This is a genomic window from Pseudomonas sp. F220, from assembly GCF_057813935.1.
In genome coordinates this window covers 1-354 of sequence record NZ_JBVASJ010000151.1, presented here as the reverse complement: position 1 = coordinate 354, position 354 = coordinate 1, and the positions used below count along the sequence as shown (strand labels likewise).

At 56.8% G+C, this 354-nt stretch carries 1 pseudogene; it reads right to left on the bottom strand.

The features are described from left to right. Nucleotides 1-354, bottom strand: a pseudogene (locus ACZYSM_RS29410) (hypothetical protein); the annotation flags it as partial.

The window sequence follows — 354 nt, the reverse complement described above, 5'->3', positions numbered from 1 at the left end:
CCAACGGCGTAGCGTCGGGTATCTGCGTCAAGGTTGGCGACAGATCGGCAAGCACTTGCGTCAATAACCGATGCAGCGCCACTTCAAGTTTTTCATCCGCATCGCCCGCTATACGGCTATGGCGCAACGTTGCGCCCTTAAGCCGCGATGGTTGAGCCTTCAAAGCCCCAGTCCCGCTGAGCAATTCATCTAGGTGTGCCGTTGGCTGCTCCCCTAACTTTCGCAGGGAGGTGTACAGACTCACCGCCAATACTTGTTGAGAGCGTCGGCCGCGACGGATTTTCCGGGTCAAATCCTCTTCACGGGCCTTATCCCACCCATCGGCGACCTGCTGTTGACCGAAATACAGCAAAA